The sequence below is a fragment of the Geodermatophilus maliterrae genome, from assembly GCF_041018925.1.
Classification (GTDB): Bacteria; Actinomycetota; Actinomycetes; order Mycobacteriales; family Geodermatophilaceae; genus Geodermatophilus; species Geodermatophilus maliterrae.
Genome location: NZ_JBFNXQ010000020.1, coordinates 42,935 through 58,591 on the forward strand (window position 1 = coordinate 42,935; position 15,657 = coordinate 58,591).

Sequence of the window (15,657 nt, forward strand, 5' to 3'; positions counted from 1 at the left end):
GTCCTCCCGCACCGCCCACCGTGCGGGAGGACGCGCCATGATCAGGTCCCCTGATCGTGGCCGAGCGGTGAGGGGCGGGGGGTCCTTCCTCAGGTGACCGGCATCGGCAGGTAGGACAGCCGCGCGCGACGCCGCAGGATGGCCTTGCGGGTGCCGTCGGCGTGCAGCTGCAGGCGGGCCAGCTCCCACCCGCCGACGTCGACCTGGAGGCTCAGCATGGTGGCCGCTGCGGAGCGGGACGTGCCCGGCGGGATCCGCAGCGGCGCGTACTCGTAGTCGTCGGCCGTGCTCACCCGCCTGATGTTGCCACGGCCGCCCGGGCGAGGTCATCCACGCGCCGACTCCCGGCCACCCACGCGCTCCGGGGCTGCCGCCGCCGCGACCGGGCGGCAGGATGGGCCAGGACCCCGACCGCGCACCGAGGAGGACGACGTGACCGAGCCCGGTACCGCCAGCGACGCCGACCGCGCGGAGCAGGAGGCGCTCGTCGAGCCGGCCGGCCCCGTGCTGGCCGGCGACGTCGACGCGATCGGCGACGGCGTCCCCGAGGCCGACGCCCTGGAGCAGCAGCTGGCCACCGCGCCCGGGGCGGCCGGCACCCCGCGCGGGGTCGGCGACCGCGACGCGAACGAGGCCGACGTCCTCGAGCAGGAGGCCGACGTCCCCCTCGACGAGGACGAGCGCACCGACTGACCGGTCGCGGCCGGCCGGCGGCTTCCTCCGGGACGGCGAGTGTGGTTAGGCTGACCTAACTCATCGTCCCGAGGGGGAGCCTTGACCACCTGCCCCGGTTCCCCGGCGCCGTCGCCCGCCGGCGCCGCCGAGCGCGCCCGCACCGCCGCCACCCGCAGCGCGGCCGCCGTCTGCCTCCCCGGCCGGGCGCCGAGCCGGCCGCTGGCGCACGCCACCACCGGGGACGGCCAGGTGCTGGTGCTGGTGCCCGCCGACGGCGACGTCGCGGCCGCCCTCGACCGCGGGCCCGAGGCCGACGTCTCGGCGCTGCTGATGGTCAGCGACCGCGCACCGGTGCCGCTGCGCGACCCGGTCCGCGCCACGCTCTGGCTCTCGGGCTGGCTGACGCCGGTGCGCCCGGCCGACCGGACGGCGGCTGCGCTCGCGTTCGCGGAGGTCCGCCCCGAGGGCGCGCTGCTCGACGTCGGCGGAGCGGCCGCGCTGCTGCGCCTCGACCTCGCCGAGGTGGTGCTGCGCGAGGGCACTGCGTGCACCGAGGTCTCACCGGCCCGGTTCGCCGCCGCCCGTCCCGACCCGCTGGCCACCGTCGAGGCGCGGATGCTGCAGCACCTCGACCGCGACCACCCCGACGTCCTCGCCGTGCTGCGCAGCCGCGTCGCCGTCGGCGAGGGGGAGACGGTGCGGCCGCTCGGCGTCGACCGGTTCGGCTACCGGCTGCGGGTGGAGCGGCCGGGCGGGCACCGCGACGTCCGCGTGTCCTTCCCGCGGCCGCTCACCTGCCCCGGCCAGCTGCGCGCGGCGACGTCGCAGCTGCTGCGCGCCGGCTTCGCCCGCCGCGACTGAAGGGCCTCCTGCCCCCCACCGCTCACGGCTCGCGGCGGCACCCTGCAGGGGGGCCGCCGTCCCGGGGTCTCAGTCCTGGCCGAGGTCCTCGCGCAGGAGCTGGGCCAGGCGGGTGCGGCGGGGGCGCACGTCGACCTCCCGCACCGCCCGCGCCAGCGCCGCGCCGGACGCGTGCACGATCGACAGGTGCTGCTGCGCCCGCGTGAGCGCGGTGTAGACCAGCGGCCGCGAGAGCATCCCGCCGGCCTCCGGGGGCAGCACCACGACGACGCCGGGCCACTCCGAGCCCTGCGCCCGGTGCACGGTGATCGCCCAGCCGTGCTTGAGGTCGGGCAGCGCGTCGCCGGGCACGGTGACCGGGCCGGAGGCGAACGCGACGTCGAGCGTCCCCTCCCCGGTGCCGGTGACCACGCCGACCTCCCCGTTGGCGAAGCCGATCGGCTCGAGGTCGAGGTGGTTGGCGGTGGCCACCACCCGGTCGCCGACGTCGAAGCCGAACACCGTGCCGTCGCCCGGGTTGAGCCGTTCCTTGAGTGCCTTGTTCAGCTCGATCGTGCCGGCCGGGCCGCGGTGCACCGGCGTCACCACCTGCACGTTGCGCGGCTCGATCCGGAGCGCCCGCGGGATCGAGTCGGTGACCAGCTGCACCACCCGCCGCGCGGCCTCGCCGCTGCCGCCGGCGGGCACGACGACGACCTCGCGGTCGGGGGAGTCCACGGGCGGGAGCTCCCCGGCGCGGACGGCGTTGGCCAGCCGGGCGATGGCGCCGCCCTCGGCCTGCCGGTAGAGCGTGGTCAGCTCGGTGACCGGGACGACGCCGGAGTCGATGAGGTCGCCGAGCACGTGCCCGGGGCCGATCGAGGGCAGCTGCGCGGGGTCGCCGACCAGCAGCAGGTGGGTGCCGTCGGGACAGGCCTCCAGCAGCGCGGCGGTCAGCTCGACGTCGAGCATGGAGGCCTCGTCGACGACCACGACGTCGGCGTCGAGCGGCCACTCCTCGTTGCGGGCGAACCCGCCGCCGAAACCCTGCGAGCCCAGCAGCCGGTGCACGGTGACCGCCGGGTGGTCGGTGAGCTCCTCCAGTCGCTTGGCCGCCCGGCCGGTGGGCGCGGCCAGCGCGACGTCGGTGCCCTTGGCCTGCAGCAGCCGCACGACGGCGGCCACGGTGCGGCTCTTGCCGGTGCCCGGGCCGCCGGTGAGCAGCGAGACCCCGGCCCCGAGCACCTGCGCGACGGCCTGCTTCTGCGCCTCGTCGAGCCCCTTGGCCACCGACCGCACGGCGGCCGGGTCGGCGATCCGCTCGGCCGTGGCGGCCAGCCGGGCCACGCCCTCGGCCACGGCCTCCTCGGCCATGCCGTAGCGGGCCAGCGACAGCGTGCGTACGGCCTCGGTCCGGGTTCCCTCGCGAGCTTGCGAGCGGAGGGCAGACCGAGGTCCTTCTCCCGGCTCGGGCAGCTCGTCCGGATCGGCGTCCTCGGCTGACTCCGGCTCCGGCGGCTCGTGGTCGAGCACGTCGCCGGACTCCACCGCCGCGACGATCGCCGCCACGGGATCGGCCACGCCCTCGGCGCGCAGCGCGGCCACCACCAGGTCGGCCGGCAGCACGGTGTGCCCGTCGCGGGCGGCGGTGCGCAGCGTCATCGTGACGATCGCCCGGCCGCGGCGGGAGTCCTGCCGGTCGGCGCCGGGGAGGACGGAGATGGCCAGCCGGTCGGCGTCGGTGAGGGAGACGCCGTGGAGGGCGAGCAGCGCCCACGGGTCGTCGCGCAGCCGGCGGGCGGCGTCGTCGCCGAGGGCGTCGGCGGCCGAGGACGCCAGCCTCGCCTCGAGGCCGGCCCTGACCAGCAGCGCGACGACGCCGTAGGTCGGCTGGGCGGACAGGAACGAGGAGAACAGCCGCTCGGCGCGCTGCCTGCCCACCCGCGGCATCTTCAGCAGGTTGGCCGCGGTGACGTCGTCGGGCGTGGTGATGCCGACGGCGGGCAGCTCGGCGGCGGCGCGCTTGCCCAGGCCCGGCCACAGGCCGGCGGCGCAGAAGGCGGCGAAGACCGGGTCCGGCGCGGCCGGCGTCGGGACGGCGCTCATCGGGCCGACCGCTGGTCGGGGTAGGAGAAGTGCGGCGCGGAGACGTCCTCGAGCGCCGTCCGGATCGCCGCCGGCAGCCGCACCGCGTCGGCGTCGAGCGAGGCCTGCAGCTGTTCGGCGGTGCGCGCGCCGACCACCGGGGCCACCACCCCGGGGCGGTCGCGCACCCAGGCCAGCGCCACGGCCAGCGGGCTGGTGCCCAGGCCGTCGGCGGCGGTGACCACCGCCTCGACGATCCGCTCGGACACCGCCGAGCGCAGGTCGTCGATGAAGCCCTGCCAGTCGGGGGAGGCCCCGCGCGACCCGTCGGGCGTGCCCGCCCGGTACTTGCCGGTGAGCAGGCCGCGACCCAGCGGTGACCAGGCGAGGACGCCGAGCCCGAGCGCCTCGGCGGCGGGCACCACCTCCCGCTCGACGCCGCGCTGCAGCAGCGAGTACTCGACCTGGGTGCTCACCAGCGGGGTGCGGCCCGGCCAGGCGCGCTGCCAGGTGGCGGCCTGTGCGGTCTGCCAGCCGGCGAAGTTGCTCACGCCGACGTAGCGGACGCGGCCCGAGGAGACGGCGGCGTCGCAGGCGGCGAGGGTCTCCTCGACCGGGCTGTGCTCGTCCCAGGCGTGCAGCTGCCACAGGTCGACGTGGTCGACGCCGAGGCGCTCCAGCGAGGCGTCGAGCGCGGCCAGCAGGTGCCCGCGGGAGGCGCCGCGGCCCATCGGCCCGGCGCCGGTGCGGCCCACCGCCTTGGTGGCCACCAGCACCTCCGAGCGCGGGACGACGTCGGCCAGCAGCCGGCCGAGGGTGCGCTCGCTGTCGCCGTCGCAGTAGACGTCGGCGGTGTCGACGAGCGTGCCGCCGGCGTCGACGAAGGCGGTCAGCTGCACGGCCGCCTCGTCCTCGTCGGTGTCCCGGCCCCAGGTCATGGTGCCCAGCGCCAGCCGGGAGACGACCAGGCCGCTGCGCCCCAGCGCCCGTTGTTCCACGACCGGCCAACCTACCGTCGCGCCGGGCCACGGGCCGGGGGACGCGGCGAGTGTGGGGAACGCCGCGCCGGGGCGGTCCCGGTCCGGCCACCGGGTCCGCCCTAGGCTGTCCTCCCGTGCTCCTGCGACCCCCGTACCGTTCCGCCCGCCGGTCCTCCGGACGACGGGGCTGACCGGCCGTGGGGTGGTTCGAGGCGGTCGTCCTGGGGCTGGTGCAGGGGCTGACGGAGTTCCTGCCGATCTCCTCCAGCGCGCACCTGCGGGTGGTCGGGGAGGCCGCCGGCTGGGGTGACCCGGGCGCGGCGTTCACCGCGATCACGCAGATCGGCACCGAGGCCGCGGTGCTGCTCTACTTCCGCCGCGACATCGGCCGCATCGTCAGCGCCTGGGTGCGCGCGCTGTTCGACCGCTCCCTGCGCGGGGACCCCGACGCCCGCATGGGCTGGCTGATCATCATCGGCAGCATCCCGATCGGCGTCCTGGGTCTGCTGTTCCAGGACGGCATCGAGACGACCTTCCGCGACCTGCGGATCGTGGCCATCTCGCTGGTGGCCTTCTCGCTGGTCCTCTACTGGGCCGACCGGGTGGGCCGCAAGCGCCGGGAGCTCACGCAGCTGACCGTGCGCGACGGGCTGCTGTTCGGCCTGGCCCAGGCGATGGCGCTGGTGCCCGGCGTCTCCCGCTCGGGCGGGACGATCACCATGGGCCTGTTCCTCGGCTACACCCGGGCCGCGGCGGCGCGGTACTCCTTCCTCCTGGCCGTGCCCGCCGTGCTCGCCTCGGGCTTCTTCCAGGTGTACGAGACCCTCACCGGCGACGTCGCCGGCGAGACGATCACCTGGGGACCGACGCTGCTGGCCACCGTCATCGCCTTCGGCGTGGGCCTGTCGGTCATCGCCTGGCTGCTGCGCTACCTCGACCGCGGCACGTTCACGCCGTTCGTCGTCTACCGGGTGGTGCTGGGCCTGGCCCTGCTCGCCCTGGTCGGCGTCGGGGTGCTCGCCCCCAACTGAGGGGGTCGCGCCACGATCAGGTGACCTGGTCGTGGCGCGTCCCCCCGCACGGTGGGCGGTGGGGGAGGACGCGCCACGGTGGGGGAGGACGGGCGCGGCGTCGGGGTGCTCACCCCCACGGAGGGACGGCACCGTCATCCGCACCCGCCTAGGCTCGCGCGGGTGACCACCGTGATCCTGCTACGGCACGGCCGGACGACCGCCAACGCAGGGGGCGTGCTGGCCGGGTGGACGCCGGGCGTCGAGCTCGACGAGACCGGGCAGGCGCAGGTGGCCGCGGTCGGGGCCCGCCTCGCGCCCGTCCCGCTGGCGGCGGTGGTCAGCAGCCCGCTGGACCGCTGCCGGCAGACCGCCGGCGCCGTGCTCGCCGGCCGCGACCTGCAGCTGCAGACCGACGAGCGCCTCGGCGAGGCCCGCTACGGCGACTGGACCGGGCGGCCGCTCAAGGAGCTGGTCAAGGACCCGATGTGGAAGGTCGTGCAGCAGCACCCGTCCGCAGCGGTCTTCCCCGGCCCCGAGGGGGAGGGGCTGGCGCAGACCCAGGCCCGCGCGGTGGCCGCCGTCCGGGAGTGGAACGCCCGCCTGGGACCCGACGCGGTCTGGCTGGCCTGCAGCCACGGCGACGTCATCAAGGCCGTGCTCGCCGACGCCCTCGGCCTGCACCTGGACGCCTTCCAGCGGATCGTCGTCGACCCGGCGTCGATCTCGGTGATCACCTACACCGAGACCCGCCCCTTCGTGCTGCGCGTCAACGACGGCGGTGGCGACGTCTCCGCGCTGGTCCCCCCGAAGAAGAAGGGACGGCGACGCCGCCGGGCCGACTCCGACGCCGTCGTCGGCGGCGGCGCCGGCGCGGCGGTGACCTGACGGCACGGCGCCGCCGTCGGCGTCCCCGCGTAACCTGATCGCGTGTCCCGCCAGGTCTACCGCTTCGACCGCCCGTCCCGGTTCGTCGCCGGCACGGTCGGCCAGCCGGGGGAGCGGACCTTCTACCTGCAGGCCTCCGACGCCGAGGGCCGCGTGGTCAGCGTCGCCCTGGAGAAGTCGCAGGTGCAGGTGCTCGCCGAGCGCATGGACGAGCTGCTCGACGAGATCGCCACCCGGCCCGGCACCGCCGTCCCCGCGCAGGCGGAGGTCGACGACCTCGAGCCGCTCACCGCGCCCGTCGACGAGGAGTTCCGCGTCGCCGCGATGGGCCTGGCCTGGGACGGCGAGGCACAGGCCGTCGTCGTCGAGGCCGTGGCCGCGGGGGAGGAGCCGGTCGACGAGGAGGCGATCCTCTCCGACGCCGAGGACGGGCCCGACGCGCTGCGGGTGACCATCACCCCGGGCGCCGCCCGTTCCTTCGTCGCCCGCGCCCGTCGCGTCGTCGCCGCCGGACGGCCCTCCTGCCCGCTGTGCTCGCTGCCGCTGGACCCGACCGGGCACGTCTGCCCCCGGCAGAACGGCTACCGCCGCTGACCGCCGGAGCGCTGCGGTGAGCGAGCGGTCCGCCGAGGAGCTGCGTGCCCCGGCCACCGACGCCGAGGCGCGCACGCTGCTGCTCGAGGGCGAGATCGACCTCGAGGGCCGCATGCTCGACGCCAGCAACGTCACCCTGGTCGGCGCCATCCGCACCGGCTCGCTCGCGGCCGAGTGCGTCTACAAGCCGGTGGCCGGCGAGCGCCCGCTGTGGGACTTCCCCGACGGCACCCTCGCCGGCCGGGAGGTGTCGGCCGCACTGGTCAGCGAGGCCACCGGCTGGTCGGTCGTGCCCCCCACCGTGCTGCGCGAGGGCCCGTTCGGCCCGGGCATGGTGCAGCTGTGGATCGACGGCGACCCCGACGTCGACCTGGCCCGGTTCGTCCGCTCCGACCACCCCGGCCTGCGCCGCATGGCCGTCTTCGACGCGGTGGTGAACAACGCCGACCGCAAGGGCGGGCACATCATCCCGACGCCCGAGGGGCACGTGTACGGCGTCGACCACGGCATCTGCTTCTCGTCGGACCCGAAGCTGCGCACCCTGCTGTGGCGCTGGGCGGGCAAGCCGCTGCCGCTGGAGGCCCTCGCCGTGCTCGAGCGGCTGGCCGACGACCTGCGCGGCGACCTCGGCGAGCAGCTGCACGAGCACCTCACCCGCCGCGAGGTGCGCTGCACGCAGCAGCGGGTGGCCGAGCTGTTGCGCACCCAGCTGCACCCCGAGCCGTCGGGGGAGTGGCCGGCGCTGCCCTGGCCGCCCTTCTGAGCACGTCGGTCCACCGGCCTCCGCCGTCCCCGGTCGGGTGCCGGGCTCGTGGCGAGGGTGTGCGCTGAGGGCGCGTCCTGGACGCCGGAGTGCCGCGTCGGCGCACACCGTCCGGCGGCGCGGCAGGCTGGCGGTCATGCCGCACCGCTCGCGCCTGGCGATCCTGCTGCTCGACCTGCCGCCGGACGTGCACGGGGCCGGGACCGCCTTCTGGGCGGGTGCGACCGGCCGGACCGCCGCACCCGACCCCGCGGACGCCGACTGGGCCTCGCTCGGCTCGTTCGCCGACGGCTTCCACCTCGAGGTGCAGCGGACGAGCGAGGGGACGCCGCCGCGCTGGCACGTCGACGTCGAGACCGACGACGTCCCCGCCGAGGTCGCGCGGCTCGAGGCGCTGGGCGCACGGCGGCAGGCCGACATGGGCTCGTTCTGGCAGATGACCGACCCGGCCGGGCTGGTGTTCTGCGTCGTCGGTGTGCAGACCGGCGAGGAGTTCGACCGCCACGCCGTCACCTGGCCCTGAGGATCACTCCAGGCGGACCAGGTCGATCATCGCGGCGGCCTGCAGGCCGTCGCCGTCGACGGTGAGCACCTCCAGCGGCAGCCGCCGCCAGGCGGTCAGCAGCAGGTCACCGGCGTTCCCGCGCACCGTGGCCACCGGCTGCGGCCGGCTGCCGGCGAACAGGGTCCGCTCGACGCCGGCGTCGATCGCGTGCAGCACCACCGGGTGCGCGCCCTCGGGCGGCCCGTCGGGGAAGACGCCGGGCACCACGACCTCCAGCCACTCGTCGAGGCCGTCAAGGCCCACGTCGGCGGGGACCGGGTGGACGTCGCCGAGCACCTGCTCGACGTCGACGGTGTGCACGACCGCCTCGTGCACCTGCCGCCGGAGCACGAAGGCGACGTCGCGCTGCGGCGCCCAGGTCCACACCGGCTCGGCGGGGTCGGCGGCGGCCAGCGCGGTCTCCAGCTCCGCGGACTGCCCGGCCGACCAGCCCAGCAGCTCGTCGTCGGGACGGCGGCGCGGCGTGTCGTACCCGCCGGGGTCCGGCGCGCGGGTGCGCACCACCCACGCCCAGAAGTGCTGCACCGAGCCGAGGTGCCAGACCAGGTCGGCCAGCGTCCAGCCGGGGCAGCCGGGCACCGGGGCGGCCCACCCCGCGGCCAGCACGGCCTCGGCTGCGGCGTCGGCGAACCGGGCGTCGGCCCGGCGCAGCGCGGGCAGGTACCGGGACGGTTCCATCGCAGTCTCCTCGCGGCGTCGGGTGCCGGGAGCGGAGGCTAGACCCGGAGACCCGGCGGCGGTGCCGGTCACGGGCTCCACAGCGCCGGCGGCCGCTTGGTGAGGCGGCGCACCAGCAGCTCCGAGGCGGTCCGCTCGTCGAGGACGAGGTCGGTGACCAGCCTGCCGGCCAGTGCCGCGGCCAGGCCGACCACCTTGTGGCTGCCCGCCACCGCGCAGACCCGCCGCGGGATGCGGCGCAGCGCCGGCGGGGTCAGCCCGCTGGTGCGTGCGTTGAGCGGGATGCCCTCCCACGAGCCGTCGGCGCGCAGGAACACCGTGCACACGTCGCCGACCACGTGCCCGGCGGCGAGGTCGGCCCGGTCGCCGGGGGTCAGGTACCCCTCCGTCCACACCCGGCTGGGCACCGCGCCGGCGACCGCGCCGATCCCGAACAGCGCGACGTCGGCCGCCTGCTGGATGCCCAGCACCCGCCGCACGCTGCGCTCGCGCCACATGGCCTGGCGGGTCTCGGGCCGGTCGAAGAAGGCGGGCACCGGGAAGTGGTGCACCTGCGCGTCCCAGGCGGTGCCGAACCGGCCCAGGACGTCGCTGCCGTACCCGATCCCGCTGCTGTGGGTGTTCATCGCGCCGTTGAGCTGGACGACGTGCGCGTCGCGCAGTGGCCGGGCCCGCAGGTGCTGCCCGACGGCGCTGGTCGTCGTCCCCCACGCCAGCGCGAGCGTCATCCCCGCGCCCATGACCTCGTCGAGCAGCCCGGCGGTCTCGGTGGCCACCAGCTGCAGCCGGACGAGGTCGGAGGCGTCGTCGGGCACCGGGACCACCCGCGCCGAGATGCCGTACCGGTGTCCCAGCTCCGCCCCCATCGCCGATGCACGTCCGTGCACGGGGTTGACCGACACCGTGACGACGCCGGTCGCCCGCGCGGCGTCCAGCATCCGGGAGATCGTGGAGCGCGACACCCCTTCCTCCGCCGCGATCCCCTCCATCGTGGCGCGGTCGAGCCAGTACCTGCGGGCCACGCGCTCGAGCCTGTCGTCCGGCGTCACTGGTGCTCCTCCCGCGGCGGTCGGCCGCCCCGACGTCCACGGTAGGCCGCTCCCGTGCACAGATGTGCAGATGATTGCGGCGGACGCCCGACAGGGGCAGGTTCCCCCTTGTCCGGACGACGGCCCGCGCCGCCGCCCGCACGGACCCGCACCACCCGCACAGCACAGGAGTCCTGGTGTCCACAGCACTCTCACCCGGCGTCCGTTCCGCCGCCCTCGACCGCATGAGCGCCGACGTCCTCGACGTCCTGGTGATCGGCGGCGGGGTCACCGGTGCCGGCGCCGCACTCGACGCCGCCAGCCGGGGCCTCAGCGTCGGCCTGCTCGAACAGCGTGACTGGGCCTCGGGCACCTCCAGCCGGGCCAGCAAGCTCGTGCACGGCGGCCTGCGGTACCTGGAGATGCTCGACTTCGCCCTCGTCCGCGAGGCCCTGCACGAGCGCGGCCTGCTCGTCGGCCGGCTCGCCCCGCACCTGGTGCACCCGGTGCCGTTCCTCTACCCGCTGCGCCACCGCGTCTGGGAGCGGGTCTACACCGGCGCCGGCATCGCGCTCTACGACGCCCTCGGCGGCCTGCTCGGCCGGGTGGGCGGCCGCGGCGTCCCGCTGCACCGGCACCTGTCGAAGAAGGCGCTGCGCCGGGTCGCCCCGTCGCTGCGCGACGACGTCGCCATCGGCGCGATCCGCTACTGGGACGCCAAGGTCGACGACGCCCGCCTCGTGCAGGTGCTGGTGCGCACCGCCGTCGGCCACGGCGCGCTGGCGGCCAGCCGCACCCAGGTCACCGGTTACCACGAGGAGGACGGCCGGGTCGCCGGCGTGCGCGCCGTCGACCTCGAGACCGGTCGCGAGCTCACCATCCGGGCCCGCCACGTCGTCGGCGCGACCGGCGTGTGGACCGACCAGACGCAGGAGCTCTTCCGGGCCCAGGGCCTGACCGTCCGCGCCTCCAAGGGCGTGCACATCGCCGTCCCGCGCTCGCTCATCGCCGGGGAGGACGGCGTCATCCTGCGCACCGAGAAGAGCGTGCTGTTCATCATCCCGTGGCCCACCCACTGGGTGATCGGCACGACCGACACCCCGTGGGACCTCGCCAAGGACCACCCGGTCGCCTCGTCGGCCGACGTCGACTACCTGCTCGAGCACGCCAACGCGGTGCTGGAGCGCCCGCTGACCCGCGCCGACGTCCTCGGCGTCTACACCGGTCTGCGCCCGCTGCTGCAGCCGGTCGACGACGGCAGCGGGTCGACGACGAAGGTCTCCCGCGAGCACACCGTGGCCACCGTCCGTCCCGGGCTGACCGTCATCGCCGGCGGCAAGTACACGACCTACCGGGTGATGGCCCGCGACGTCGTGGACATGGCGCTGGCCGACCGGGCGCCCGGCGAGGACCCGGACGCCCCGATCCCGTCCTCGCTCACCCAGGAACTGCCGCTGGCCGGCGCCGACGGCTACCAGGTGCGCTGGAACCGCAAGAGCCACCTGGCCACCGCGCACGGCTGGACCGAGACCCGCGTCGAGCACCTGCTCGACCGCTACGGCAGCCTCGTCGACGAGGTGCTCGCCCTGGTCGACGCCGACCCCGACCTCGGCCGGCCGCTCGAGGGCGCGCCGGACTACCTGCGCGCCGAGGTCGTCTACGCCGTCACCGACGAGGGTGCGCTGCACCTGGAGGACGTGCTCACCCGCCGCACCCGGCTGTCCTACGAGCAGGCCGACCGCGGCACGGCGTCGGCCCGGCCGGCCGCCGAGCTCATGGCCGGCCTGCTCGGCTGGGACGACGCCCAGGTGGAGCGTGAGATCGCCACCTACCTGGCGCGCGTGGAGGCCGAGCGGGCCGCCGAGGCCATGCCCGACGACACCTCCGCCGAGCGCGCGCGCCTGCAGGCGCCGGAGATCCGGCCCTTCGCCGGCGCCTCCTGAGCCGCGGGCCGGCGGGGGCCCGCCCCCGCCGGCCCGCCCCGACCCCGCCGTCGACCCCGATCCCGACCCGAGGAGGCGCAGCACAGGGATCCCGCACGACCCGCCCGGATCGGGCGGGACCCCATCGAGGCACACCCGGACACAGAGAGGTCTCTGGACGTGTCACTGTTCTCCGTCTTCTTCTCCGAGGTGCTCGGCACGGGGCTGTTGCTCCTGCTGGGCATCGGCGTCGTCGCCAACGTGCTGCTCACCGACTCCAAGGGCCGCGGCGCGGACTGGCTGCTCATCAACTTCGGCTGGGGGCTGGGTGTCTTCGTCGGCGTCTTCGCCGCCTACCGGAGCGGCGCCCACCTCAACCCGGCCGTCACCGTCGGTCTCTGGGCGTCGGGCGCGGACGTCTACGCCCCCGGCGTCCCGATCACGGTCGCCAGCACGCTGGTCTACTTCGCCGGCGAGTTCGTCGGCGCCTTCCTCGGCGCCGTCGTCGCGTGGCTGGCCTACCGCGAGCACTACGCCGCCCACCCCGACCCCGGGGAGGTGCTGGCCACCTTCTCCACCGGGCCGGCGATCCGCAGCTACCCGTGGAACGTCGTCACCGAGCTCATCGGGACGTTCGTGCTGGTCTACGTGATCCTCGCCTTCGGCAACACCCCGAACGAGATCGGTCCGCTGGCGGTCGCCCTGCTCGTCATCTCCATCGGCGCCTCGCTCGGCGGGCCGACCGGCTACGCCATCAACCCCGCCCGCGACCTCGGCCCGCGCATCGCGCACGCCGTCCTGCCCATCCGCGGCAAGGGCGGCAGCGACTGGGGCTACTCCTGGGTCCCGGTCGTGGGCCCGATCGTCGGCGCCGTCCTGGCCGGCCTGCTCGCCCGGGTCTTCTGACCCGGCCCGTCCCGTTCCCCGTCCCTCGCAACCCGCATCCGATGCAACGACGCACCCGGAGGACCCCGTGAGCCAGTACATCGCCGCCATCGACCAGGGCACGACCAGCACCCGGTGCATGGTCTTCGACCACGCCGGCGCGGTCGTGGCCGTCGGCCAGAAGGAGCACCAGCAGATCTTCCCCAGGGCCGGCTGGGTCGAGCACGACGCCAACGAGATCTGGTCCAACGTCCGCGAGGTCGTGGGCCAGGCCCTCGCCCGCGCCGACCTCGTCGCCAAGGACCTCGCCGCCGTCGGCCTGACCAACCAGCGCGAGACGGCCGTCGTCTGGGACAGGAAGACCGGTCAGCCGGTGTACAACGCCATCGTCTGGCAGGACACCCGGACCGACAAGATCGTCACCGAGCTCGGCGAGCTCGGTGGGGGAGCCGAGCGCTACAAGGACAAGGTCGGCCTGCCGCTGGCCACGTACTTCGCCGGCCCGAAGGTGACCTGGATCCTCGACAACGTCGAGGGCGCCCGCGAGCGGGCCGAGCGCGGCGAGCTGCTCATGGGCACCATCGACAGCTGGCTGCTGTGGAACGTCACCGGCGGGACCGACGGCGGCCTGCACATCACCGACGTCAGCAACGCCTCGCGCACCATGCTGATGGACTACAAGACCCTGGCGTGGGACGAGTCGATCGCCGCCGACATGCGCATCCCGATGTCGATGCTCCCGGAGATCCGCTCCAACTCCGAGGTGTACGGCGAGGGCCGCCAGGCCGGCGCCCTGGCCGGGGTCAAGGTCGCCGGCTCGCTCGGCGACCAGCAGGCGGCCACCTTCGGCCAGGTCTGCTTCTCACCCGGCATGGCCAAGAACACCTACGGCACCGGCAACTTCCTGCTGCTCAACACCGGCGAGGAGGCGGTCGCGTCGAAGAACGGCCTGCTCACCACGGTCTGCTACCGGATCGGCGACCGGAAGCCGATCTACGCGCTGGAGGGCTCGATCGCCGTCACCGGGTCGCTGGTGCAGTGGGTGCGCGACAACCTGCGGCTCATCGGCGGCGCCGGCGAGATCGAGGCGGTGGCCAAGTCCGTCGACGACAACGGCGGTGCCTACTTCGTGCCCGCCTTCTCCGGCCTGTTCGCCCCGCACTGGCGCTCCGACGCCCGCGGCGCGCTGGTCGGGCTGACCCGGTACGTCAACCGCGGGCACCTGGCGCGGGCGGTGCTGGAGGCCACGGCCTACCAGACCCGGGAGGTCGTCGAGGCCATGAACGCCGACTCCGGGGTCGACCTCACCGAGCTGCGGGTCGACGGCGGCATGGTGGTCAACGAGCTGCTCATGCAGTTCCAGGCCGACATCCTCGGCGTCGACGTCGTCCGCCCGAAGATCGCCGAGACGACGGCGCTCGGCGCGGCGTACGCGGCGGGTCTGGCGGTCGGGTTCTGGGCCGACGAGGACGAGCTGACCAGCCAGTGGGCCGAGGACAAGCGGTGGTCGCCGGCGATGGAGGCCGGGACCCGCGACCGCTTCTACCGCAAGTGGCAGAAGGCGGTGGCCCGCACGCTCGACTGGGTCGACGACGACGACGAGTGACCGACGACTGACCGACGTCCCCGCGGACGCCGTCCCCGGGCGGGGGCGGCGTCCGCGGCGGGTGGGCCCGGCCACGCAACTAGGCTCCTCCCCGTGCTCGCCTGGCCCGCCCCGCTCCTGCCGACCCTGCCGGGCTCCGGCGCGGTCCTCCGGCTGTTCGACACCGCGCGCGGGGAGGTCGTCGCCACCACGCCCGACCGGGTGGCGCGCATGTACGTCTGCGGCATCACGCCCTACGACGCCACCCACCTCGGCCACGCCGCCACCTACCTCGCCTTCGACCTGGTCAGCCGGGTGTGGCGGGACGCCGGGCACGCCGTCCACTACGTGCAGAACGTCACCGACATCGACGACCCGCTGCTCGAGCGCGCCCACCGCGACGGCGAGGACTGGGTCGTGCTCGGGATGCGTGAGACCGCGCTGTTCCGCGAGGACATGACGGCGCTGCGGGTGCTGCCGCCCGACGACTACGTGGGCGCGGTGGCGACCATCCCGCGGATCGTGCAGCACGTGGAGACCCTGCTCGACGAGGGCCTGGCCTACGTGCTCGACGACGGCACCGGCGACGTCTACCACGACGTCGCCCAGGCGCCCGGCTTCGGTGACGAGTCCGGCTACGACGAGGCCACGATGCTGCGGCTGTCGGCCGAGCGCGGCGGCGACCCCGACCGGCCGGGCAAGCGCAACCGGCTCGACCCGCTGCTGTGGCGCGGCCGCCGCGAGGGCGAGCCCGCCTGGCCCGGCCCGCACGGCATCGAGGGCCGCCCCGGCTGGCACATCGAGTGCGCCTCCATCGCCCTGGACACGATCGGCATGGGCTTCGACGTGCAGGGCGGCGGCAGCGACCTGGTCTTCCCGCACCACGAGTTCTCCGCCGTCCACGCCGAGGCGCTCACCGCCACCAAGCCCTTCGCCCGGGCCTACGTGCACGCGGCGATGATCGGCCTCGACGGCGCGAAGATGAGCAAGAGCCGCGGCAACCTGGTCTTCGTCTCCAAGCTCCGCGGTGAGGGCGTCGACCCGATGGCGATCCGGCTGGCCCTGCTGTCGGGCCACTACCGCACCGACCGCGCCTGGACGCCGGACCTGCTCGCCGCCGCCGAGCGGCGGCTGGCCACCTGGCGGCGGGGGGGGGCCC

At 75.5% G+C, this 15,657-nt stretch carries 16 protein-coding genes; 11 read left to right on the forward strand and 5 right to left on the reverse strand.

The annotated features are described in order from the left end of the window. Positions 1 to 89 precede the first annotated feature (89 nt). Complete coding sequence (locus ABQ292_RS08715) at positions 90 to 293, reverse strand: DUF5703 family protein (protein ID WP_204690063.1); 204 nt, start codon at positions 291 to 293, stop codon at positions 90 to 92. A gap of 139 nt (positions 294 to 432) precedes the next feature. Here ABQ292_RS08715 and ABQ292_RS08720 point away from each other — a divergent pair, with 139 nt between their 5' ends. Both ABQ292_RS08720 and ABQ292_RS08725 read left to right on the forward strand, forming a co-directional pair. Beyond that, the gene (locus ABQ292_RS08720) at positions 433 to 693 is read left to right on the forward strand and encodes an Rv3202a family protein (protein WP_369205298.1); all 261 of its coding nucleotides are present in this window, start codon (positions 433 to 435) and stop codon (positions 691 to 693) included. Between the two features lie 81 nt (positions 694 to 774). Then, positions 775 to 1,536 (forward strand): DUF2470 domain-containing protein, encoded by a 762-nt coding sequence (locus ABQ292_RS08725; protein ID WP_369205300.1) that lies wholly within the window; start codon positions 775 to 777, stop codon positions 1,534 to 1,536. 69 nt (positions 1,537 to 1,605) lie between these two features. On the opposite strand, the gene ABQ292_RS08730 is transcribed toward ABQ292_RS08725, so the two are convergent. Then, positions 1,606 to 3,621, reverse strand: coding sequence for an AAA family ATPase (locus tag ABQ292_RS08730; RefSeq protein WP_369205302.1), 2,016 nt, complete (start codon positions 3,619 to 3,621; stop codon positions 1,606 to 1,608). Beyond that, the gene (locus ABQ292_RS08735; protein ID WP_369205304.1) at positions 3,618 to 4,598 is read right to left on the reverse strand and encodes an aldo/keto reductase; all 981 of its coding nucleotides are present in this window, start codon (positions 4,596 to 4,598) and stop codon (positions 3,618 to 3,620) included. Before ABQ292_RS08735 ends, ABQ292_RS08730 begins: the two co-directional genes overlap by 4 nt. 179 nt (positions 4,599 to 4,777) lie before the next feature. Here ABQ292_RS08735 and ABQ292_RS08740 point away from each other — a divergent pair, with 179 nt between their 5' ends. From ABQ292_RS08740 to ABQ292_RS08760, 5 genes are all read left to right on the forward strand, one after another. Beyond that, positions 4,778 to 5,611, forward strand: a complete 834-nt coding sequence (locus tag ABQ292_RS08740; RefSeq protein ID WP_369205306.1) for an undecaprenyl-diphosphate phosphatase — start codon at positions 4,778 to 4,780, stop codon at positions 5,609 to 5,611. A gap of 162 nt (positions 5,612 to 5,773) precedes the next feature. Further along, positions 5,774 to 6,478 (forward strand): histidine phosphatase family protein, encoded by a 705-nt coding sequence (locus tag ABQ292_RS08745; RefSeq protein WP_369205308.1) that lies wholly within the window; start codon positions 5,774 to 5,776, stop codon positions 6,476 to 6,478. 42 nt (positions 6,479 to 6,520) lie between these two features. Then, on the forward strand, positions 6,521 to 7,072 hold the full coding sequence (locus tag ABQ292_RS08750; protein ID WP_369205310.1) for a DUF3090 family protein: 552 nt from the start codon (positions 6,521 to 6,523) through the stop codon (positions 7,070 to 7,072). A 16-nt stretch (positions 7,073 to 7,088) separates the two neighbouring features. Beyond that, a complete protein-coding gene (locus ABQ292_RS08755) occupies positions 7,089 to 7,835 on the forward strand; it encodes an SCO1664 family protein (protein WP_369205312.1) in 747 nt (248 codons plus the stop codon). Positions 7,836 to 7,971: 136 nt separating this feature from the next. Next, positions 7,972 to 8,358, forward strand: a complete 387-nt coding sequence (locus ABQ292_RS08760; RefSeq protein WP_369205314.1) for a VOC family protein — start codon at positions 7,972 to 7,974, stop codon at positions 8,356 to 8,358. 3 nt (positions 8,359 to 8,361) lie between these two features. Here the strand turns inward: ABQ292_RS08760 and ABQ292_RS08765 are convergent, their stop codons facing one another. Beyond that, on the reverse strand, positions 8,362 to 9,078 hold the full coding sequence (locus tag ABQ292_RS08765; RefSeq protein WP_369205316.1) for a maleylpyruvate isomerase family mycothiol-dependent enzyme: 717 nt from the start codon (positions 9,076 to 9,078) through the stop codon (positions 8,362 to 8,364). Positions 9,079 to 9,146: 68 nt separating this feature from the next. Then, positions 9,147 to 10,100 (reverse strand): sugar-binding transcriptional regulator, encoded by a 954-nt coding sequence (locus tag ABQ292_RS08770; RefSeq protein WP_369205318.1) that lies wholly within the window; start codon positions 10,098 to 10,100, stop codon positions 9,147 to 9,149. 203 nt (positions 10,101 to 10,303) lie between these two features. On the opposite strand from ABQ292_RS08770, the gene ABQ292_RS08775 reads away from it, so the two are divergent. From ABQ292_RS08775 to mshC, 4 genes are all read left to right on the forward strand, one after another. Further along, on the forward strand, positions 10,304 to 12,049 hold the full coding sequence (locus tag ABQ292_RS08775) for a glycerol-3-phosphate dehydrogenase/oxidase (RefSeq protein WP_369205320.1): 1,746 nt from the start codon (positions 10,304 to 10,306) through the stop codon (positions 12,047 to 12,049). 159 nt (positions 12,050 to 12,208) lie between these two features. Then, the gene (locus ABQ292_RS08780) at positions 12,209 to 12,934 is read left to right on the forward strand and encodes an MIP/aquaporin family protein (protein ID WP_369205322.1); all 726 of its coding nucleotides are present in this window, start codon (positions 12,209 to 12,211) and stop codon (positions 12,932 to 12,934) included. A gap of 67 nt (positions 12,935 to 13,001) precedes the next feature. Then, complete coding sequence (gene glpK / locus ABQ292_RS08785) at positions 13,002 to 14,519, forward strand: glycerol kinase GlpK (RefSeq protein ID WP_369205324.1); 1,518 nt, start codon at positions 13,002 to 13,004, stop codon at positions 14,517 to 14,519. A gap of 93 nt (positions 14,520 to 14,612) precedes the next feature. After that, positions 14,613 to 15,657 (forward strand): cysteine--1-D-myo-inosityl 2-amino-2-deoxy-alpha-D-glucopyranoside ligase (gene mshC, locus ABQ292_RS08790; protein ID WP_369205326.1); only part of this gene is annotated, 1,045 nt, incomplete at its 3' end.